Annotated in this window: 19 protein-coding genes; 1 reads left to right on the forward strand and 18 read right to left on the reverse strand. The window is 62.0% G+C overall.

Features of this window, described 5'->3' with window-relative positions; translation table 11 throughout:
• Positions 1 to 217: 217 nt before the first annotated feature.
• From E8E75_RS20445 to E8E75_RS20480, 8 genes are all read right to left on the reverse strand, one after another.
• Positions 218 to 967, reverse strand: a complete 750-nt coding sequence (locus E8E75_RS20445) for a TIGR03747 family integrating conjugative element membrane protein (protein WP_280359689.1) — start codon at positions 965 to 967, stop codon at positions 218 to 220.
• Positions 964 to 3,135 (reverse strand): type IV conjugative transfer system coupling protein TraD, encoded by a 2,172-nt coding sequence (traD, locus tag E8E75_RS20450; protein WP_280359690.1) that lies wholly within the window; start codon positions 3,133 to 3,135, stop codon positions 964 to 966. Before traD ends, E8E75_RS20445 begins: the two co-directional genes overlap by 4 nt.
• Positions 3,136 to 3,145: 10 nt before the next feature.
• Positions 3,146 to 3,676 carry an integrating conjugative element protein gene (locus E8E75_RS20455; RefSeq protein WP_280359691.1) on the reverse strand — a complete coding sequence of 177 codons (531 nt, stop codon included), beginning with the start codon at positions 3,674 to 3,676 and terminating at the stop codon, positions 3,146 to 3,148.
• Complete coding sequence (locus E8E75_RS20460) at positions 3,673 to 4,194, reverse strand: transglycosylase SLT domain-containing protein (RefSeq protein ID WP_280359746.1); 522 nt, start codon at positions 4,192 to 4,194, stop codon at positions 3,673 to 3,675. The genes E8E75_RS20455 and E8E75_RS20460 overlap by 4 nt, the downstream gene beginning before the upstream one ends.
• A gap of 29 nt (positions 4,195 to 4,223) precedes the next feature.
• A complete protein-coding gene (locus tag E8E75_RS20465; protein ID WP_280359692.1) occupies positions 4,224 to 4,949 on the reverse strand; it encodes a TIGR03759 family integrating conjugative element protein in 726 nt (241 codons plus the stop codon).
• Entirely contained in the window at positions 4,946 to 5,605 is a 660-nt protein-coding gene (locus tag E8E75_RS20470; RefSeq protein WP_280359693.1) for a hypothetical protein, read from the reverse strand. The genes E8E75_RS20465 and E8E75_RS20470 overlap by 4 nt, the downstream gene beginning before the upstream one ends.
• Positions 5,602 to 6,126, reverse strand: a complete 525-nt coding sequence (locus tag E8E75_RS20475) for a PilL N-terminal domain-containing protein (RefSeq protein WP_280359694.1) — start codon at positions 6,124 to 6,126, stop codon at positions 5,602 to 5,604. The genes E8E75_RS20470 and E8E75_RS20475 overlap by 4 nt, the downstream gene beginning before the upstream one ends.
• Positions 6,127 to 6,453: 327 nt before the next feature.
• Positions 6,454 to 6,819 carry a histone-like nucleoid-structuring protein, MvaT/MvaU family gene (locus E8E75_RS20480; RefSeq protein ID WP_280359695.1) on the reverse strand — a complete coding sequence of 122 codons (366 nt, stop codon included), beginning with the start codon at positions 6,817 to 6,819 and terminating at the stop codon, positions 6,454 to 6,456.
• Between the two features lie 678 nt (positions 6,820 to 7,497).
• On the opposite strand from E8E75_RS20480, the gene E8E75_RS20485 reads away from it, so the two are divergent.
• Positions 7,498 to 8,022: a hypothetical protein gene (locus E8E75_RS20485; RefSeq protein ID WP_280359696.1), complete on the forward strand. Its 525-nt coding sequence runs from the start codon at positions 7,498 to 7,500 to the stop codon at positions 8,020 to 8,022.
• A gap of 403 nt (positions 8,023 to 8,425) precedes the next feature.
• Here the strand turns inward: E8E75_RS20485 and E8E75_RS20490 are convergent, their stop codons facing one another.
• The 10 genes from E8E75_RS20490 to E8E75_RS20535 all read right to left on the reverse strand — a co-directional run bounded on the left by E8E75_RS20490 (position 8,426) and on the right by E8E75_RS20535 (position 18,154).
• Positions 8,426 to 10,699, reverse strand: coding sequence for a DEAD/DEAH box helicase (locus E8E75_RS20490; RefSeq protein WP_280359697.1), 2,274 nt, complete (start codon positions 10,697 to 10,699; stop codon positions 8,426 to 8,428).
• A gap of 100 nt (positions 10,700 to 10,799) precedes the next feature.
• Positions 10,800 to 11,105, reverse strand: coding sequence for a hypothetical protein (locus tag E8E75_RS20495; RefSeq protein ID WP_280359698.1), 306 nt, complete (start codon positions 11,103 to 11,105; stop codon positions 10,800 to 10,802).
• A 94-nt stretch (positions 11,106 to 11,199) separates the two neighbouring features.
• Positions 11,200 to 12,309 carry a DUF6094 domain-containing protein gene (locus tag E8E75_RS20500; protein WP_280359699.1) on the reverse strand — a complete coding sequence of 370 codons (1,110 nt, stop codon included), beginning with the start codon at positions 12,307 to 12,309 and terminating at the stop codon, positions 11,200 to 11,202.
• Positions 12,310 to 12,373: 64 nt separating this feature from the next.
• Positions 12,374 to 13,024, reverse strand: a complete 651-nt coding sequence (locus tag E8E75_RS20505; protein WP_280359700.1) for a hypothetical protein — start codon at positions 13,022 to 13,024, stop codon at positions 12,374 to 12,376.
• 62 nt (positions 13,025 to 13,086) lie between these two features.
• Positions 13,087 to 13,350: a hypothetical protein gene (locus E8E75_RS20510; protein WP_280359701.1), complete on the reverse strand. Its 264-nt coding sequence runs from the start codon at positions 13,348 to 13,350 to the stop codon at positions 13,087 to 13,089.
• A 15-nt stretch (positions 13,351 to 13,365) separates the two neighbouring features.
• Entirely contained in the window at positions 13,366 to 13,764 is a 399-nt protein-coding gene (locus E8E75_RS20515) for a hypothetical protein (protein WP_280359702.1), read from the reverse strand.
• Positions 13,765 to 13,851: 87 nt separating this feature from the next.
• Positions 13,852 to 14,511: a DUF3275 family protein gene (locus tag E8E75_RS20520; RefSeq protein ID WP_280359703.1), complete on the reverse strand. Its 660-nt coding sequence runs from the start codon at positions 14,509 to 14,511 to the stop codon at positions 13,852 to 13,854.
• A gap of 374 nt (positions 14,512 to 14,885) precedes the next feature.
• Positions 14,886 to 15,713 carry a DUF932 domain-containing protein gene (locus tag E8E75_RS20525; RefSeq protein ID WP_280359704.1) on the reverse strand — a complete coding sequence of 276 codons (828 nt, stop codon included), beginning with the start codon at positions 15,711 to 15,713 and terminating at the stop codon, positions 14,886 to 14,888.
• A 186-nt stretch (positions 15,714 to 15,899) separates the two neighbouring features.
• The gene (locus tag E8E75_RS20530; protein ID WP_280359705.1) at positions 15,900 to 16,772 is read right to left on the reverse strand and encodes a DUF3577 domain-containing protein; all 873 of its coding nucleotides are present in this window, start codon (positions 16,770 to 16,772) and stop codon (positions 15,900 to 15,902) included.
• Between the two features lie 569 nt (positions 16,773 to 17,341).
• A complete protein-coding gene (locus E8E75_RS20535) occupies positions 17,342 to 18,154 on the reverse strand; it encodes a GTPase (protein WP_280359706.1) in 813 nt (270 codons plus the stop codon).
• Positions 18,155 to 18,674 lie beyond the last annotated feature (520 nt).

Below are 18,674 nucleotides of genomic sequence, written 5' to 3' on the forward strand. Positions count from 1 at the left end.
CATGTACATCGTCGGATGGGGCTGGTCCTTCAGCAGAATCACTGTGCTCCTGGGCAGGTGAAAATCTAGTGAAGGCCCCGCTCGACCTTGCGGATTTTCCTACGCGAGGGGTAGAGCAGGGCTCGAGCCCGGCCGACTGGACGATTCTGGCTTATCTTCTCGTAAGACTTCCTAGGATGCTGATATCTAAAGATAAATAAGCACGTTCGTGTCGCGCCTAGAGGTACTTCTTGAAGCTCGCGGCGGTGATGTTCACGGCACCCCCCAACAGCACCGCGCACGGCAGCAGTACCAGCAATGGGTGAAGGCTGAAGGGTAGGGTCAGGTAGAGGATCCACGGCATGACCGCCAGCGGCATCAGCGCGGCTTTTGCGCGGTGGTAGACGAAACCGGATTCGTGACCGGCGCCGAACTTGCGGATATCGCGCCGGACCAGCCCGTCCACCAGGCCGACGAAGGCTGCCAGGATGAAGAGCGGTAGCGTCAGGAGCAGCACCAGGATCCGCACGATGAAGGTCAGCGTGGTGAACGCCGCGGCGATTAGGTAACTCTCGGTCCACTGGTAGACCTGACTCAGGTAGTAGCGAAAGTCCCGGGTGTCGCCGTGGCCGGGCGCACGAGCATGCGCCGAGGTGCGGCTCATCCAGTCGAGCAGTCCGGATTTCACGAAGAGCCATTCGTAGGCCCCCTCGATCAACTGGTGCGCCGTACGTCCCGGTTCCTGCACCAGCGCGCTGCGGGTGAAGTGGCTGGATAGCTGGCTCAACTCATAGTCGAGCATGCCCTGGGCATGGCGCCAGCCCTGGTCTGGCCAGAACAGGTGCATGCCGACGCATTCGATGACGATGGACAGTAGTAACGACCCGATCAGCACACCCAGCATGCGCAGCGGCAGGGTGACGGTATTCGCGATCAGCCCTTGTTGCTGAATCTGCTGACGCTGTGCGGTGGTCGCCGGGTCCCTCATGGCCGTGCCGCCCCATCCGGTCCCTCACGGTCGGCGAGGTGTGGCAATCCGTCGAGTAGGTCATCGGGCAGCGGAGCGTCCTGCAGACCCGGCTGGCCTGGGTTGTCCCACCAGTCGCGAGCCTCCGTATAGTGCTGGCGCATGTACCCGGCGAGCTGTTGCAAATCTTCGGGCATGCTCTCGTCCGGATCGGGCGCGGGCAGGGGCATGCGGATTTTCCAGAGATTGCCCCCTTCGAGCAGGGCGAAGCATTGGCCTTTGGGCAGCGCGACGACGTGTGCGGGCTCGATCAGCGGCACGCTGGAGGTGCTGACGCGATCCTGCGCGGTGGAGGTGAAATCAGTGGGACCATGGACATCGGAGCTGTCGGTGGCGCCGCTGACCAGGGTGGTCGTGTAGACCTCGACCTTGGGCAGTTGCTTGGTCAGCAGCTCGGCGGTGGCGGTCTCCCGCACACGCAGCATGAACAAGTTGTTGAAGTTGCCGATCACCTGGCCGGCCTTGGCGCGATTGCCTATGCGCGCCTCGATATCGCTCATCGTTTGGGTGTAGGCGGTGATCTGCATACCCGCGCCGCCGCCCTTGTTGATGAGTGGGATGAATTCATCGCCCATAAGCTCGTTGAACTCGTCGGCGTGGACATTGATGGGCAGCTTGGTCCCGCCAACGGCGCCGGGGAGGCCGTCGTCGATCCCGAACTTGTAGATATGGCCCGCGACCGAGACCAGGTCGGCGAACATCGAATTGCCGACGGCCGCGGCTACTTCGGCGTCGGACAGTGCATCCAGCCCGACGTAGACCACCGCTCGTTGACGGACCACCTGCATCCAGTCGAAGATCGGGCGCGGGTCGTTGAGATCGGCATAATTCGGCGCCAGCAGCTGAGCGATCTTGCCGGTCGTGAGTTTCTCCAGCAACGGCAAGAGACTGGCAACGATCTTGTCGAAGTAGGTGCGGTCATAGCGGACGGCGGACCTGAGGCCGTCGAGTACCGGGTCGTACACGCGCACCTGCGACAGGTACTGCTCCAACGCCACCACGCGCTTTTCGCGGCCGATCATATTGCGCGGAATGTTCTTGTCGTTCAGCCGACTTTCGAGCTGGACGATGATGTCCCAGGCCTTGGGCTCGGTGCGGGCGAAGTAGTGGGCGGCGTATTCGATGAACAGCGCATCGATGTTGATGACGTGGCGTTGGATCAGCAGGTAATCGGGGCGCTGGCCCAACTCGACCAGGGCGCGCGCGATGATGTTGACGAAGCGCCAGGCGAACTCGCGGAAGGCGGCACTGTTGCCTTCACCGGAGAGCTGGCCGGCAATCCGCGTGGCGACTTCGGAAATCCGTCCGAAGCGCCCCACGGCGTTGTAGCGGGCGGAAATGTTCGGCCACCCGAGGTGGAAGAGGTAGAACTCGCCTTCACGGCCGGCGCGTTTGGCCTCCACATACATCCGCTTGAGCAAGTCGGCATCGCCTTTGGGATCGAAGACGATCACTGGCTCATACTCGCCCGTTACATTGCAGCGCCGAATGTCCTGGGTGATGAACAGCTCGGCCAACCGTGTTTTACCGACCCGCGTTGCGCCCAGGACCAGGGTCTGGCCGACACGCTCGCCGAGCGGCAAGCCAACGTCGGTCTCATGGGGTTCGATACCGTGCAGCCGGGGTAGACCGCCCACCGGCGGCAGCGGCCGCACTGGGTTGATGGGGACGTCCCAGGCGGTGAGCTTGGCCAGGTGCGACAGCGGAAACGGGGCGAACTCCAGCCGTGCTTCCAGGCGGCGCGCCACGTGGTAGCCCGGTGAGGGCTCGACATAACGGCGGAACTCTGGCCGGTAGGTCTGCATCAGCCGATGGGTATGGCGCTGTTCCCAGCGAAAGCCCCGGCCGATGAACAGGCGTTGCTGGCTCACCGGTACGTCACGACTGGTCATCACGTAGCGTGGCAGCCTTCGGATGTTGCGGCGGTAGCGCAGAATCACCCAGGCATCGCGCAGTCGTAGCGTGCCGAACGCCAGGAAGGCTAAGGCGCTGCCGAGGCCCAGCAGCGGACTCAGTGCCAGCGACCAGGGTGCCACCAGGCACACTGCCGCGGCGCCGACGCAGACCACCACCGTATACAGCTCCACGGCTGGCCGCAGCAGTACCTCGATCGCATGGGGCTGGGCCATGAGCGGTGTTTCACTGTTCGATGCCGGTCGACGTGATCAGCACCGGGTAGTGGCGTAATCTCAGGCGGTCGACCAAGTCGTCACCGGACGCTGGCGCCAGCGACAGGCCAGGCACCAGTGCGCGCAGTTCAGCCAAGGCCTCGGCCGAGTCGACGTTGACCACCAGCCCGGCGGCATTGAGTTCACGCAAGTGGGGTGACCGCTGCTGCAGCCAGGCGCGGGATTGGGCATCGTCGCCGACGAGAAAGAACGGCGGCAGGCCTGGTGCCTCGATCACCCGGCGTTCCACCAGTCCCGGCGACAGACGCACTGAGCGCACCGGCAACATGTCGGATTCGCTGAACGGGTCGAGGGGCGGACGTGGAACCTCAAGGTGCGGTGAGGGCACCTGGGGTCGTGGTTGAAGACTCAGTGCTTCGTAGTAAGGAAGGGCGGAGGCGCCGCCCCGGTCTTCCACAACAATTAGTGCGTCGGCTTGTACCCGGGCAGTGACCTGTGCCCCGGCCAGGGCGAAGAGGGCAACGAGGCGAATGGGCTTCATGGCAGGCTCCTTTGGTGGGGTTCGCTAAATACGCGTGCCAGGTGCTGGCCGACGCTGCGGCGGTAGCGTGCGGCCGGTGCGCCGCCGGCAGGCCGGTGGTAGCGGCCGACGGTAATCAGCCAGTCCTGGCCGGGAGCGTGTTGCTCGCGCAGGATGTCGGCTGCGATAGCGAGGTTGCGGTAGGGGTCGAGCAGCTCGCAGGGGCGACGGTAGCGATGACGCTGGTAGCCCAGGTTGATCTGGCCCAGACCCACGTCGATACGGGTGGGCGGGACGTCGCGCAGTGCCTGATGCAGGTGGAGGCAGGCTTTGGCTTGGGTCGGAAAGCGGCGCCCGACGCCGGCCACGTTGAGTGTCCAGGGCCAGGGGACGAGCCGGCTACTGAGCCGCGTGCCGCTTTCCTGCAGGGCGACGGCGTAGAGCACGGTCGAAGGAATGCCGGCTTGGTGCGCCGCGACTTGGTAGGCCGGTGGCGGCACGTTCTGCGCCAGGGCGTGCCCCGCCAGTGCCCAGGTCATCAGCGCCAGCACGGCGCACCGTGACGTCGCTATTGCCGCTGCCACTGGCCGTTCACCTTGCGCAGCACAGCGGGCAGGTCGCCGGGGAGGCCGAGCAACAGCCAGCGCCCGGCATCATGGTTGAGCGTGATGGTGCGGTTGCTCACCTTGGCGGGATCGATGCCGATGCGCCGAGCCCAGGTACGGATGAGTGCGTCGTCATTGCGGCTGCCGACCAGGTAGAGGTCGAACCCGACGCTGGCTGCCTGGAGCTGCTGGACTGCATGGTCGCAGGCCGTGCAGGCGTCCTTGACGAATACGGCGAGCCGCTCGCCCGTGGCTGGTACGGCGGGCGAAGAGGCTGCGCCCGCGTCGGGCAGGGCGACGCGTGGCATGCCTGGTTTGAGCCGTTGCCAGGCTGCGTCATAGGCGCGTTGGTAGGCCAGCAGCTTTTCGACACGACGAGCTTCGGCCTGCGCCTGCAGCTCCGCATAGCGGCGTTGTTCCTCATCGGAGCGTGCTTCAATACCCAGCGCGGTGAGTGGGTCGAGATTGGGCGAGTAAATGCCTAATGGTCCCCGCATCAGCTCGCGGTAGCGGGTCCATTCGTCGCTGCTCAGTCCCCAATCACGCGCCTGCTGTTCGTCGCTGCGCTCGATGGTGGTCGGTTGCTCCCTGCTAGGGCGGGCAGTCGAGGCGAGCGTTTCTGCCCCGTCGGTCACGCCACTCACCAGCAGTGCGGCGAGCACGACGAGCGCGCCGCTGCGGTCGATCATCTATCGCTCCTGCCAGTGGGCAGCGTGATTCGGCGGGTGTCGTTACCCTGCTGGAAGACAGCGGCATCCCTCTCGATGTGCTGGAGACGCCAGCCGGCTTCAGTTTCGCCCGGCAACAGCAGACGAACCTGCGAGAGCGAGCCTGAAGTTGAAGGCTGAATCGCCAGGAAGCGTTCGTTCGCACGTAACTCGATGCCGATTACCTGGAACGGCGGCTGGATCTCCTGGGGTTTGGATGGGGCAGGGGAGCGGGGACGTGCCACGACCGGTGCTGGCTGCCGAGAAGTCATGGGCCGCGCTTCCAACTGCTCCACACGCGCTTGCAGGGGCAGCAGGCTGTCCGCTGTCGCAAGGTTGCTGAGGGCGTGCTCAAGGGCGCTGAGCCGCTGCTCCAGCACCTGGCGTTCGGACTCGTAGCGCTCCATGGGCAGCGCTTGCGGTTGTGGCAGCTGTTCGACCTGCAGGGTGAGTTCGTCCAGGCGCTGTTGAAGTATCTCGACTTGCGATGTCGCAGCACGTGTCTGCATCTGCTCGGCCAGGCGTAATAGCGCGACATGGTCGATCACCGCCGAGGCGCTGACGAGCAGGAGCCAGGTAATCGCCGCTGGGCGCATCAGCGGGGTGGGCTCGCGGTGTTCCTTCCCCAGGATCGTCACGGCTGGACCTTCCCGGCAGGCGATGCGACATGGTCTTGGGGACCAGCCTCTGCAGTCGCTGACGCTTCGCCATGACGTGACAGGGTGAAGCAGACACGGCGGGTTACGTGATCAACGTGCAGCGTCCGGGGCGGCCCGACCAAGAGCAGAAGGGCTTCACGCAGTTGGACAGGCCCTAGCTGGTAGTGCGCGGCCGGCAGGGGAAGGTTGTTCAGGGCGTCGGTTTCACGACCGCTGCAGAGCTGATAGCCGGAGCGGCGCAAGACGTGTCGCAGTGCGTCGCCGACGCTGGCGCTCAGCGTGTCGGGAATGGATGCATCGACTACCTGCAGCAGGAGGTCCTGCTGGGCGGCCGTCGGCGCCAATTCGACCAGGGTGTAGCGGCCGTAACGAACGACAGGGAATTGCTCCGGCTGGGGATTCACCACCTCATTCCTTACAGGGGCAGGCGGAGGTGTTGCGCAGCCAGCCGTCAGGACGGCCAGTAGCAGGCAGCAGCGATAGGAAAGGGCGGCGGGCATGGAGGCGCTCCCGGCTGAGTCGAGCCGAGAGCATCGCCATTCAGCAATGCGGTATCACCAAACAAAGGGAATCGTCGTGTTGCCGATTGCTCGTCAGTGAGATTTGCTTCTTTGGGGTGGGGATCAACTCATGCTCAATAAAGCAGCATGCCCGTGCAATGCCTATCGCATCGAAAGTCGCACGTTTTATCCAACGAGTTACCCACAGATTTTGTGGTTAAGTTTTGTGTTCTTATTAGGGGTCAGTTGGTTGAGTCGCCACTGCTGGGACGACAAAGGGCCCCGCGGGGCCCTTTGTTTTAAGCAAAATCTTTGGCTTCGAAGCAATTATTGCACACGCCAGGACTCTACGGTTTCAACACCATGCTCGGCTTTCCAAGCCTTCAGGATGCTGTGATTGCCGCCCTTGGTTTCGACACGCTCACCAGTTTTGGGGTGCATGTAGACTTTTACCTCGCGCGCTTTGCGGGGGCCGCTACCAGTCTGAGCTTTCTTAGCGAGTGGGCGATACTCGGGGTCCATCACTGCGATCAGACCGCGCACATCTACACCGTACTCAGACATGAGCGCACGCAGCTTCTCTTCAAACTCGATCTCTTTTTTCAGCGCGCTGTCGTTCTTGAGCGCTTCGAGCTCGGCTAATTGTTGGGCTAGTTGTTCTTCAAGCTTACGAAATTCAGCAAGGCGGGACATCGTGTGTCTCCTGGTTAATAACGGGTTTAGTGTATTTAAAAAGCGTTGAAATTGGAAGGGTCTATTTGTAATAGTCTGTTGTAAAGCTATTGCTGTGGCGAAACCCTACTGCGCGTACTGCTATAGGGCGCTTGACTCCGGTTTTTCGACTTTTTGGATTTGTTTTTATGAGTTGGAAGCACTAAAGATGGGCTTCGTAGTGATTTTTTGGATTCTTGCGCTTCTGCTATGTCCAGCTCCAAACTTTTCTAATACTGGCAGCTTTATTATAAGTATTTTTCTCGTCTAGCCGGTGGCAGGCGCTACGTTGCAGTGTACAGCGCCAACTCATCCAGAGTCGGAGCATCAGCGTTGAACATTGAATCAGTTGGAAATGCGAAGCTGTAGGTCTCCTGATTGCCTTTATAGGAATAGTGGAGCCTGGAACTCTTCGATATCTTCTGAATTAAAAGAGCACTCCTGAAGGAGCGTTCATTAGATAAGGCCGGTAATGCGAGGTCATGACCTGTTGTAGCTTGTCCTCATTGTCGAAGATCAGATGCGCGAACGCTCGCGAGCCTCGGGTGGGACCGGCAGAAAGCGACCCGAAGCGAACGAAAAATACCTCGATGATGCGCATGTTCGAGCCGGTGCGACTGGTCTAGGCTAGCCCTCATCTCCCGCCGTCGGCCTTCGGTCATGAGTCGCCATAAGATCACGTTAGTCATGCCGGCCCCAGCCGCCGCTACCTTTGAGGCATTCCACAACCACAGTGTGCGTTTGGAGTGGGATACCTTGCTGTCGATAACCAATGTGGAAGGTGGCGGCAGCCATCCTTACATTGGGGCGGTCACATTCAATCAGGGGCGCGGATGGATGCGTCCGTTGTCAATGCGGACTCGATTCGTCAACTACCAGCCAGGTAAGGTGGCTGCCGCGGTATTGGTAGAGCCTGCTGGCGTCTTTCAGGAATGGTCGGCATCAATGCGTCATCGCGATCTGGATGAGGGCAAGTCGGAGCTGATCTACAGACCTCTAGCCCCCCCACCATTTAGGCTGAGAATTTTGATGTCACCGCTATGTGCTGGCATGCCCCCTCCATTGTACTGGCTCTTTGATGTTAAAATGAGGTCACTTCTGCGGATTTCAAGACGCCAGTACGAAATTAATTTTCAAGGTGAAGCGACGAGGCTGCTTCGCAATTTCAGCCTTCTCTCGGTTTGAGCAGCCCCGGGCCTCCTAGAAACCTCCAAGCCTAATAATCAGGCCGCCCTGAACGTCCGTTTCTGGCCGATTCTGTTGAAAAAGGCGGTGTTGGCCAGAGTCGCCTGCCCATAGGCCCAAATGCGGCTGATTCGCGCGTTGCTACGTGAAATCCAAGGCAGTTCTGCCCCGGAAATGACTCAGATTTCAGCGTAAGCAATGCACTTTTGTGGGCAGAAATCTCGAAGGGAGTCTTTCAACAGAATCGGCCGATTTCTGCCTGTACCGACAGGCTGCAATAAGTCGCCTGCTGCCGTTATCACACGGTGGAAAATCGTTGCTCGGTGCTCTAGGACCTCAAAGGAGGTACAGGTGAAGAGAAGGGGCCGACAGCCCGAGGGGCTGCCGGCATAAGGCACATGAGTCAGGTTGCAAGAAGCTGCCTGGCCAGTGCCACTTCGACGGAATCACCGTCCTGGTTGAGGACATCCAACCCGGACTCTGGTACGTCTCCCGACGTGGATTGCGAGACCATGATCTTCTTGGCCATCAAGCCCAGGCAGGCCATTTGTGAGGTGGCCGCGTAGCCCAGGTAGATCACCCGGACGGCCTGTTTCTGGCCGATGCGCCAGGAACGGCGTGCGGCCTGCTGCAGCGAATACACGTTGTAGCCCGACTGCATGAAGACAATCGTTGGGAACTCCAGCAGGTCCAGGCCGGTTTTCACCAGTTCGGGATTGGTGATCAGTACGTCGATGCCACGGTCGAGCTGCTCGGCGATCCAGTCTTCGCGGCGAGAGGCATCCACGCTCGCGCGTAGCACCGCCACCTTGAAGCCCTCCTGCTCCAGCAGCGTCATGAGTCTCGACGTCGTATCGCGGGTGCCGGTGTAGATCGAGTAGACCAGGGTCTTGCGACCTTCTGCCTTCTCCTGCCGGCAGAGCTCGATCAGCTCGCGCTCCTTGGGCATCACCTCCAGCTCATTGAACTGGGAGGGCACGAATGCTAGCAAGGCGCGCGTGCGCGGATGCTTGACTGTTTCCGAGCGAAAACAGGTGTCTGGCCAGGCCAACAGCACGTTGAGCACCACACCGAGCAAAGTCGTGTCGCGTTTGGCCAAGGCCTGTTTCAGTTCCTGGCTCAGGCGCTGCGACAGGTCGCGGTAGGCATTGGCCTGGTCCGCGTCCATGGCAACTTCACGAAACTCCTCGTCATAGGGCGGCAGCACATTGCCACCGATGTCCCGCAGTTTAAGAAATACCGTGAACGGCAGGATGCAGCGCAGCACACCTTTCGGCCCGAACCCCGGCGCTTTAACCGTGCGCACCGATACCTTGGTGCCCTTGGCCGTCTTGTGCGCTGCGCCCAAGCTTTCGGAGTAAATATCCTTGAGTACGCCGTGATCGCGCATGAACGCCATGGCGGCCGACGTCATGCTGCCGGTACCGCTCGGCCGGTAGCCGTCTTCGATCATCCGGCTCGGAAGGGCGCGGAACAGCAGGTGGAACAAGTCGTCGCCATACCCCCCCATCAAAGTTCCGGTGAGCAGCAGCGTTTTGCGCGACTTCGCGGCGAGCACACCCATGGCTTGGCCTTGGGCGCTTCCGCCGTTCTTGTACTCGTGCGCCTCGTCGGCGATGAGCAGGTCGAATGTGCCTTGCGGCAAGTAGCGTTTCACAAACTCGGACGGTTGATAGCCGCCCTCGCCGAAGCCGAACTCCATACTGGCCATCGCACGTTCCATGCGCTGGGCCTGGCGGTCCGAGAAGACCAGTTCACCCTGGTCGTCCATCAGGTTGATGAACTCGTGGATGTTGTCGCCGAGCATCGACGCGAGGAACCCATCACCGTACTGCTGCATTAACTTCTGCGCGGTGACTTCGCCGATGGTGGGAATGCGTTTCAGGGCCTTCAATACGGCCGAGGACTGGTCGTTGGCGGACAGGTTTCGCGGGCGGATCAGCGTCCACAAGGAAGCTGCGCAGCAGCTGCACTTGCGGCGGTATTCCTCGGCTTCCAGCTCCACCGGATTGACCGGCTCGCCGTCGAGATTGGTGATGACCTGGCCGCAGTCAGGGCAGGCGCCCACGTCGCCGTGACGCGTGCGGTGCTGGGTGAAGACGGGCCTCCAGTGGAAGCCCATGCGCATGCGAACGCGGCCGAGGATAAAGAACTCCTGGCCCTGGGCCGGCACACCCAACTGCGCGCGCAGCTTGATGAGCTTGACCAGGGTGTCCGGGCCGTTGAGGACCCAGACGCGGGCGTCGGCTACCGTATCCTGGATTTCCCGCCGCCACTTGTAAACCAGGTGCGGAGGGGAGAGCACCAGGGTACGCCGGTAGCCTTCGGCCTGGAGGACGGCGGCGGTGGCAATACCCACCGTCGTTTTGCCGCAGCCCATCTCGCCATTGACGATCGCGGCGCGCTCGCCGTGATCGATCAACAACTCGGCAACGGCATGCACCACGTCGGCCTGCGCGGGGAACAACCTCCGCTTGAGGCCCGCTAGGATAGTTTGCCGCTGTGCTCGCGGCTTCCCGGCATAGACCGGCGGATTGGCGCGGTTGAGTGAGTCGAGCAACTCGTCGCCGAATTCGGATACGAAGTCCTGCAGACTGAGCGTGAGGGGAGAATCAGCCGCTTCCAGCAGGTTGCCCTGCGCAGCGGTTTCGGGGTCGGGATCAAGAGCGTGGGACATGATGATGCTCCAGGAAAGTGGGCATGCACCGTCCCCGTGGGGCGATGGCATGCCCCTTGGGTGGGAGGAAAGCAACGGTTTGCGACCGTCGAACGAGTACTCAGATTTCGGGTGGGAGTGCGATGTGTGTCGCACTTCGATCCGCTTCGGTGTAGATGCACAGGGTCAGCTCGCGCGTGACCTGGTAGATCGAGTCGAGACGCTGACCGGATGTCAGAGCGGCATTGTTTTCCTGCCACCTGTCGTCGGTAATGTCGCCCCAGTCACCGCGGGTATGGCGCTGGAAATAGGGCAACGGGTCGAGCCGGCCCTCACGGACTAGCTGGTCGACGCCCTTGCTGAAGATCAGCGCGCCTATCGGGAACAGGAGCCTGCGATCACGGGTGTTGCGAGCAGCGGATGCCATGGGTTTCTCCTCAGGTGGAGGCCACGGCATCCCAGCGGGATGACGTGGCCCCGGTGGGTGGCGGAAAGTGACGGTCAGCTCTCGCAGAGAGTGCTCAGCGGATGGTCAACACCTCGCCCCGGGTAGGGGAGTCCGGTGTCATGTCCCAGGCGCGAATAACCGGTACGAATTTGTCGGTGAGGATGCGTGTTTCGGCCACGGAGCCGTCGTCGCGTTCGGTGAACTCCCGCTGGAGGGTTTTCTCCTTATGGGTGTCGCCTTTGACGATCAGCACCTTGCCGGTCTTGGACGTCACGACGCCAGAGATCGCGCCTGCGGCCAGGGCGAGGGCGAGATGCCAGTGCGACAGCGCCCGTGCGGGCGGTCGCAGCGACTGTTGCGAGGCACCCAGATGCGCTTCGAGTGTCGGCCAAAGCCCTTGCAGCCGACCGACTTCATCGGCGAACTGCGCAGGTTCCAGCGTCACGCGGTAGAAGTGCTCTGGCTCGGACGGAGTCGCGGGGACGGTGTACGGCAGGAGCGGCCACTCTTCCGGCAACGCTTCGGCTTCGATGTCTCCCTGACCAATCTGCAGCAGCAGGGCTCGGGCGGACTTGGTTTCGTCGCTGGCCTGGTCGCGTTGCCGCGAGCGGCGGCCGAACACCACGACCTGCTTGAATTGCGTCTCCACCGCACGGTAGATACGCAGGTCGCTGTAGTGCCGCGTGAGCCAGCCGACGAGTTCAGCGTCCAGGACGTAATGCGGCACGATGAAGACCAGTACACCACCGTACTGCAGCAGCGGTAGCGTGCGCTGATAGAACAGCTTCTCGAGCCGGGCGCGGCCTTTGCCGTCGTAGCCGAGGTTGCCATTGGCGTCGTTGCTCAGGTCGCCATAGGGCGGGTTGAGCCACAGCAGGCCGAATGACTGGCGGGAGATCAGGGTATCCATCAGGTCGCCGTGGATGCAGCGGTCAACCAGCCCCCGTGCATGGTGGGCACGTTCGCCGTCGTACTCGACGGCGAACACCTGGGTTTGCTCGCGCCCGAGGGCGTGGGCGACTTCGGCAACGGCCACGCCTTCGCCGGCGCAGGGATCGATGATGCACATCGGCCCGTCGCCAGGCGCCAGTGCGGCGAGTGCTCGTTCGAGCGTGGCTTCGTCAGTTGGGTAGTAGCCGCCCTTGGCGAAGTTTCTTGCGAGTCGAGGAAACATGAGGGCCATGGCTGCCTCCTGTCTGTCGAGGAAGAGTGCAGGCATGCACGGACGCATGCCTGCTGGGGAGCCCTTACGCCACTGCCGCAAGCAGGCGGGGGAGCGGGCGATCGGTTTCGTGCACGTCGAGGGTGCCGCTGCGGATCAGGTTGCCCAGCGCCTGGGTGAGGGCCGGTACGTCCATGGCCAGGCGATGGCCATCGAGGGGACCGATCGCCAATGGCAGGCGATGGAGCATGCCGTGCGCGCGTAGATGCGCCAGCACAGGGGCCTGCCAGTGGTCGAGCAAGGGCAGCGGACAGGTGTCCCGTACCAGTCGCCAGAGGCGAGCGTCGGGGGCGATAGCGGAGCGCGGCAGTAGCGCTAGCGCGCTTGCGTTGCTCTTGTCGGGCCGCGTGCAACGGCGGTCGAACAGCCAGAGGTTGATCAGCGAACCAAACAGGGTGCGCCGGTAGACACGGGTCAAACGCTTTTCCAGGCGATCGACGCTGCCGACGAAGAGCGGAATCGACGACTCCTGTTGGGTGAGGAGGTGGAACTGGTCGAGCCCGTCCTGGTCCTGTCCCAAGGTCAAGCGGGCGATGAATTGCTGGATGGCGGTGTCGCGCCCCCAGACTGAAGCGAAGACAAGGGTGCCCTGCTCGTCGCCGACGCAGGCGTCGGCCATCAGGTCGGGGCACTCGTCGATGGCAAAGAGCGTTGCGGTTGATGAGGATGCAGGCATGGTGATGGCCTCGGTGGCGGGGCAGCACTGCCTGAGGGACAGAGACTGCCCCGTGGGGTGGATTACGAATCGGGCTCGAAGTCCCGGGTGTGAGGATTGAAGCGAAGCGCCGCATCCGGTGTGCGGATTGGCGTGAAGCCTTGCAGGTAGATGTCGCGGCGGTAACGGTCCCGGTAGGTCAAGGCATGGCGCGCCTGCTCTTCACTGAGGCCACTGGCGATGAAGTGCTCCAGCAATTCTTCGTCGGAGGACACTTCGTTGTTGGACAACTGGTCCTCGACGAAAAGGAGTAGCGATTCCGGGAGCGCGGCAAGGAGGGAGTCCATGGCGTGTGCTCCGGGTTAGGCCATCAGCACGCTTTCGGGTGCTTTGGGCAGGTGACGCTTTGTGTGGTAGGCACGGACGTGTTCGCGCCACTCGTGGGACTGCTCAGGTGCCATGTCCAGATAGCGGAGCGGGCACGTGTAGTAATACGGGTGCATCGACTCGTCCATCGGCTTGTAGCCCCATTCGCTGCCACTACGTTGCAGCAGGTCGCAGCGGATGTAGCAGAGCGACTGACCTCGTGCGAGATCTCGATGCACACCGTCGACCTTGGCGGTCACCTCGGCGACGGACCACAGCACATTCCCGCGCAGGGCGTGGGCGATGACCTTGACGCTGGCGCGTTCAGTTTCCTGTGGTGCGATCAGTTCAGCGATCAGTTCGGATCGGGACTGGGGAGAGAAAAACCAACCCATGATGAGGTCTCCGAAAACTGGCCGGAGTCCGCCCCTCAGGGGGGAGCCCCGGCGGGTGGGTGAAGGTCACCGCGGTGATGTGAGTGGTCAGGCAGCCTGACAGTCGGGCTCCCGGTGCCAACTCTGTGCCTTCGCATCGAAGGCATAACCGAGCTGGTTGAGGCGCGAACACTGCAGGCGCAGCGTGCGGCGGTCGATGGTCGAGTCGAGCTTGACGGTATCGTCCAGCGGCCAGAGCAGGCCAAACAGCGCGGCATCTTCGCCGTCAGCCGCGGACGTTGAGGCAGAGGCCTCAGTCGGCTTGTCCACCCCAAAGGGCGTGGTATCGATCAATGGGTCTTTCGACGACGGTGCCGCAGGGCTTTGTGGATTGGTCGTGGTGTCGGTCGCAGGGCTGTTCTGCTCTTCATCGAGCGGATCGACCTCCTGTGGACCGAACTTGCGGGCTTCGTCCTTGCTCAGCTGCGTAATACCAGAGAGGGCCATTCCATCGAGTTTGGCGCGGATCTCAAAGCGCATGCCTCCGCCAGCGGGGTAAGCTTTGGGGAAGATGTAACGAATCACGAACTCCCCTTCGTACTTCCCTTCGGCGTACTGCTCCAGCTCGGGATCCTTGACCACGAACTCACCGATCGGGGTGACGAGGCGGCTGACATTGAATGGGCCGTTGCGACCATGGATGGTGCGCAAGGTGAGCTGGCCAGGAACGATGATGGGGGACTGTTGAGCGCGAGGCGTGGCGGTCATGTGGGTTCTCCTTCGAGGATGTTGGGCCGGGTGTGCCCATCCGAACGCGCGGAAAGGAATCTCCTGCTAGGGAAATCAAGGTCGGTATCCGCCCCGGTGGACGGAGTCCCATGCGAGTGGCGCAGATCGACGCCGAAGCATCGGGGATGAGGAAGACCAGTGCGATACAACGCACCGCAGCTGTGAAGGTCGAAGCTGCTGGGCATGCTGCAGGCTTCGCCTGCGAACATAGGGGTAGCTTGCTTGAAGGGTAGGGTGGGGGCGCGTGCCAATCGGCAGCCGAACGCTCCGTGTTTTTGCGCAGGGCGAGGCAAGCGCGCTAGGAGCAGATAAAAAACGGACCATGCCCTGTTCGGGGATGGTCCGTGAGAGGCTTAGGCTTTCAGTTGGCGCATGCCGTCGGCGAGCAGCCACAGGGCGCGATTCAGGCGCACGTTCTGATCGATGCCTTCAACGGCCCGAGTGCGCTGGTGGCGCCCGCGGGCGGATCGACCGGATAGGCCGCCTTTGACCAGGTTCTCCTGCACTCGGTTGAACACCGACCACAGGTCGAAGCGCCGGTCGTCGAAGCGGCGTGGCGCCAACACCTGGCTCTCGGTGATCGGTACCGGCTTGCTGGCGCCGTCGTACTTGAGCGACAGGGCAGAGTTGGCAAACACAGTGGCCTCATTCTCATCGAGAGTGATGGCGCGCATCGAATCGCGTGATTCCTCCACGCGCTCGAAGCCCTTCAAGACTTCGTAGGCGCCTTCGATTACGTGCTCCGTGACATTGCCTTTGTGATGGACGCGCACGTCGGTCATCGTGTCCCCGCACACCAGGCCGTTCTGGCAGACGAAGCGAAACATGCCCGCGAGCATCTGGTAGCTACTGGTGCCGTCGTGAGAGTTCAGCAGGATGATCTCATTCGCTTCGCTGCCGTCGATTTGGCTGGCGTGGCGAAGGCGCAGCATGTGTTTGGTGTACTCGCGGCGATCCTCATGTCGCACGCGGGTCTGGCACACCATGAAGGGTTCGAAGCCCTCCTTGCGTAACTCGAAGAGAACGGTGGCGGTGGGGATGTAGCTGTACCGTTCGGATCGGCTTTCGTGCGGGGCTTCCGCATAGATTGAGGGTACGACGGCGCGAATCTGATCATCCGAGAGCGGGTGATCTGCGCGCAGCATGGGGGAGCAATGCGCAAAGCGAGAGGCCAGTTGCATGGTGATCTCCTGGATAATGCTGGCAATTGGCGTGTCGGGGCTTAAGCTCGATAGCCGGTGATTGCCTGGGATGGAGAAGGCCCCGTGAGACGGGGCCGGTTGGGGCGGTGACCGACATGCCGCCGACACCGAAGTGCCGGGGCAATGCCGGGAGGGCAGGACAAGGCCCCGGTGGGGCGCTGCGAGTTAGAAGGACGCTGCCTGAGGGGTGTTCTCGGCAGGCTCGGTGGGCTTGGCGCTGCCGTTGTCGTCTGCAGGGGGAACCGTCTCGTCGGGCGTGGAAGCGTCCTGGGAGGCGGGTACGTCGGCCTTCAGCGGGTAGACTTGCTGGCCGTCGATCTTGATCAGGCTGACCTGGATCAGCTTCGATTTCAGGCTTCCGCCCACGTCGCCGGCATGCTCGCCCTTGATGCGGATGTAGGACTCGGCCTTCATGTCGTTGAGCGTGAAGGCCAGCAGGACTTTCTTCTGTGCTTCCACGGCCTGAATGCAGCGTTGCACCAGGTGTTGGGCACTGTTGTCGGCGACGATGGTCTCGATGTAGCGATATTCGGGAGTGTCGACCGGCCCGGCCAAGACTGCGATCGAGCAGGACAGAAACGGGTCGCCGTTGTTCGGGACCATCTTGGGATCATTCAAGTAACCGATACCGCGGGTAATCAGCTCGTGGTACTCGATTTCTCCCAAGACGCTCCGCTCCAGCAGTTCGGCCTTCAGTAACCGGGCCTTCATGCTGGCAGCTGGATCACCCGAGGGCCGGCGGAACGGATCGATCCACAGGTCGCCGAGACGGAAGCGGACCAAAGGCCGCTGATTGCGATCATCGACACCGACATAGGGTTGGACAAGTTGCTTGGCCTCGGCCCCCGAGACCCGCACATCGAAGTAGCGCAGGGTCGGGTCCTTGGCAGGTCCGACGAGGGCCGCGACCGTGCAGGCCAGGAACGGCTGCGCATGGCGGCCGCCCTTCACCGGGACTTCGCGCACGCGCTGGATGTAGCCGATGCCGGACGTATGGATGTCGAAGTAGGACTTCTGATTGGAAGCGTTGCTGGTCATGGTGAATCTCCATTGACTTGAGAACAAGAAAGCGGAAACACACCGACCCACAGCGGGGAGGTGCGTAACCCCGCGGTGGGTTAAGGATCAACTGCATCCACTCCCGGATGCCGGGAGTCGTTCGCGCAAAAGATGCGGTGCGAACTGGTTTGGTCACGCAGCAAAGCTGCGCCGCAACCTCGAAGACCGATGGTTGCCTGGTATGTCGCTGACGTCGTCAGCAGCACATGACGTCAGCCTGGCGCTAGGCGACTCGCCGGACCAGGAGGAATCAGCAGTCGCGGAAAACCGCATTGGTTAGTCCTCGCAATGGCAGGCGATCGGGTCAACGGTGGGGTCGAAGAAACCCGTGTCCTGACCGCTATTGGCGGCTGCCGCTGAAACTGGTGCCAGTAAGGGGCGATGTTGAACGGCGCGCCTGCGGGCGTCTCCTTGGGGCTGACCGGGATCAGCCGGCGAGGGCGGCCATTTCAGTTTTTGGAGACGGCGCGTAATAGATACGCGTGGGGCGATCAAAAGAAGCCCCCGCGGACGGGGGCTATGGAGGAGGAAAGGTCAGGTACCAGTCGTCATGCTGAAAGCTCTTGGCGCGGTGTTCGAGCTCGGGTACGGAGGATCTCCACCTGTATCTGGCGCCAGCGGCCATCGTCGATCAGCCGCTCGAGTACCTCTCCGAGCGAGTCGAAGTACACCTCGTCCACTCGCTCAACCACATCCACACCGTGACGTAACTCCATTGCGTAGAGGTCGTGGACACGTTCGTAGAGCACAGTTACCTGCCCCTCGAACTTGTCTGTGGCTACAGTGAAGCTGAGTGCCGGTGGCGACTTGATGATGTCATCGGGCTTGGGATCCACCCACGTGAAGTCCCGCGCATCGGCATCCACCAACAGATGGGTAATGCGTCGGTAGCCATCGGGTGCTGGCAACTCTTCCAGTTGCTCGATCAGTGCTTGTAGCTCCGGACACTGCGGGGTGGGAATGGGCAGCTTGGCGATAGCCGAGCCGAGTATTAGCGTCTTCACGGTGTAGGCCGTGCCGTCCGACGAACGCTCGGTTCGTTCTTCCGGCGTGTCCGCGCGCTGACCGTCGAAACGGCGCCGTGCATATGGACGAACTTGAACCTTGTCACCTTCACCGGGCTGCTCGGTGACCAGGTCCCGATCGAGAACGGCAAACTCGGTACGGCCGGTCTTCACAACGATGGCCGCGTCGGTTGTAGCGATTACCGTGCCGTCGAAGGGCTGCGGATCGATGAAAAAGCCCAAAGTGGATACCTTGGGTTCGCCGTCGAAGATTTTGAAGCGAAAAGTTCGTGAGTTACGCGGTACGTGTTTCGCAACCAGTGAGGGCAGTTGCGTGCGGATGGCTTGGTGGTCCATGGGAGATTCCTCGAATTGAAGCAAGGGACTCCCGCCTACAAGGGAGGGTATCCCTTGAGGGGTGGTCAGCGCGACATGCGCTGGAAGAGCAGAGCGACCAGTGCGATGAAGCGCACCGCAGTCGTGAAGGTCTCGACTGCCTGGGCATGCTGCTGGGTTCACCAGCGAACATGCGCGCAGGATGTTGGATCGGATGAGCGGCTGCGCCGGGTAAACCGGTTCGTACGCGCCCGTAATTGGGGCGGTTCTACTTGGGCGCTCCAGTTTTGCCATTCGCTTCGTTAGCGGATTGGGGCTCGTTGCGCATTCTCCGCCACGCTAGTGACCGAAGCGTCGTACAGCGGCAGCCCCTACAGCGTCGGAGCATCAACATCGAACACGAGCATGTGCACGTCGGCAACCGTGGCCTGGTGGAGAGTTGCCTTCACTATCGAAAATCGGTTGTACAAACATTCTCGCGAGCCTCGGTTGGGATCAGCAGAAAGCGGCCCACTGCGGACTTCGTGCTAGACAGTTTCAC

The sequence above is a fragment of the Pseudomonas sp. BN606 genome (assembly GCF_029873115.1).
In the GTDB taxonomy this organism is placed as follows: Bacteria; Pseudomonadota; Gammaproteobacteria; order Pseudomonadales; family Pseudomonadaceae; genus Metapseudomonas.

Bases quoted from the DNA above. Each gene is read 5' to 3' on its own strand.
- E8E75_RS20480 (WP_280359695.1), bottom strand. From the start codon at position 6,819: ATGTCCCGCCTTGCTGAATTTCGTAAGCTTGAAGAACAACTAGCCCAA.
- E8E75_RS20505 (WP_280359700.1), bottom strand. From the start codon at position 13,024: ATGCCTGCATCCTCATCAACCGCAACGCTCTTTGCCATCGACGAGTGC.
- E8E75_RS20485 (WP_280359696.1), top strand. From the start codon at position 7,498: ATGAGTCGCCATAAGATCACGTTAGTCATGCCGGCCCCAGCCGCCGCT.
- E8E75_RS20530 (WP_280359705.1), bottom strand. From the start codon at position 16,772: ATGACCAGCAACGCTTCCAATCAGAAGTCCTACTTCGACATCCATACG.
- E8E75_RS20515 (WP_280359702.1), bottom strand. From the start codon at position 13,764: ATGGGTTGGTTTTTCTCTCCCCAGTCCCGATCCGAACTGATCGCTGAA.
- E8E75_RS20495 (WP_280359698.1), bottom strand. From the start codon at position 11,105: ATGGCATCCGCTGCTCGCAACACCCGTGATCGCAGGCTCCTGTTCCCG.
- E8E75_RS20455 (WP_280359691.1), bottom strand. From the start codon at position 3,676: ATGAAGCCCATTCGCCTCGTTGCCCTCTTCGCCCTGGCCGGGGCACAG.
- traD (WP_280359690.1), bottom strand. From the start codon at position 3,135: ATGGCCCAGCCCCATGCGATCGAGGTACTGCTGCGGCCAGCCGTGGAG.
- E8E75_RS20465 (WP_280359692.1), bottom strand. From the start codon at position 4,949: ATGATCGACCGCAGCGGCGCGCTCGTCGTGCTCGCCGCACTGCTGGTG.
- E8E75_RS20475 (WP_280359694.1), bottom strand. From the start codon at position 6,126: ATGCCCGCCGCCCTTTCCTATCGCTGCTGCCTGCTACTGGCCGTCCTG.
- E8E75_RS20445 (WP_280359689.1), bottom strand. From the start codon at position 967: ATGAGGGACCCGGCGACCACCGCACAGCGTCAGCAGATTCAGCAACAA.
- E8E75_RS20520 (WP_280359703.1), bottom strand. From the start codon at position 14,511: ATGACCGCCACGCCTCGCGCTCAACAGTCCCCCATCATCGTTCCTGGC.
- E8E75_RS20525 (WP_280359704.1), bottom strand. From the start codon at position 15,713: ATGCAACTGGCCTCTCGCTTTGCGCATTGCTCCCCCATGCTGCGCGCA.
- E8E75_RS20535 (WP_280359706.1), bottom strand. From the start codon at position 18,154: ATGGACCACCAAGCCATCCGCACGCAACTGCCCTCACTGGTTGCGAAA.
- E8E75_RS20490 (WP_280359697.1), bottom strand. From the start codon at position 10,699: ATGTCCCACGCTCTTGATCCCGACCCCGAAACCGCTGCGCAGGGCAAC.
- E8E75_RS20460 (WP_280359746.1), bottom strand. From the start codon at position 4,194: ATGACCTGGGCACTGGCGGGGCACGCCCTGGCGCAGAACGTGCCGCCA.
- E8E75_RS20500 (WP_280359699.1), bottom strand. From the start codon at position 12,309: ATGGCCCTCATGTTTCCTCGACTCGCAAGAAACTTCGCCAAGGGCGGC.
- E8E75_RS20510 (WP_280359701.1), bottom strand. From the start codon at position 13,350: ATGGACTCCCTCCTTGCCGCGCTCCCGGAATCGCTACTCCTTTTCGTC.